At 41.8% G+C, this 213-nt stretch carries 1 pseudogene; it reads right to left on the bottom strand.

Annotation, left to right across the window (positions count from 1 at the left end):
- Positions 1-213 (bottom strand): annotated as a pseudogene (locus ACNDLV_RS07515) (LPXTG cell wall anchor domain-containing protein); the annotation flags it as partial.

Raw genomic sequence — 213 nt, 5'->3', positions numbered from 1 at the left:
TTTCTAAGCCACTCTTATCTACTGAATTTTCAGTAGTTGAGCCTGTAGTCGAACTCGTAGTATCGCTTGCTCCTGTTGAACTAGTATCTGTTTCTGTGGCTTGACCATCTAAGGCTGCCTTTGCATTGTTAATTGCAGTTGTAGCGCTATCTACTTCACTTTGAGTAGCGGAATCATCATTCAACACTGTTTGACCAGCACTTACTGCATCAT

It is taken from the genome of Lactobacillus fornicalis (genome assembly GCF_055362665.1).
This window is presented reverse-complemented; position numbering and strand designations above follow the sequence as displayed.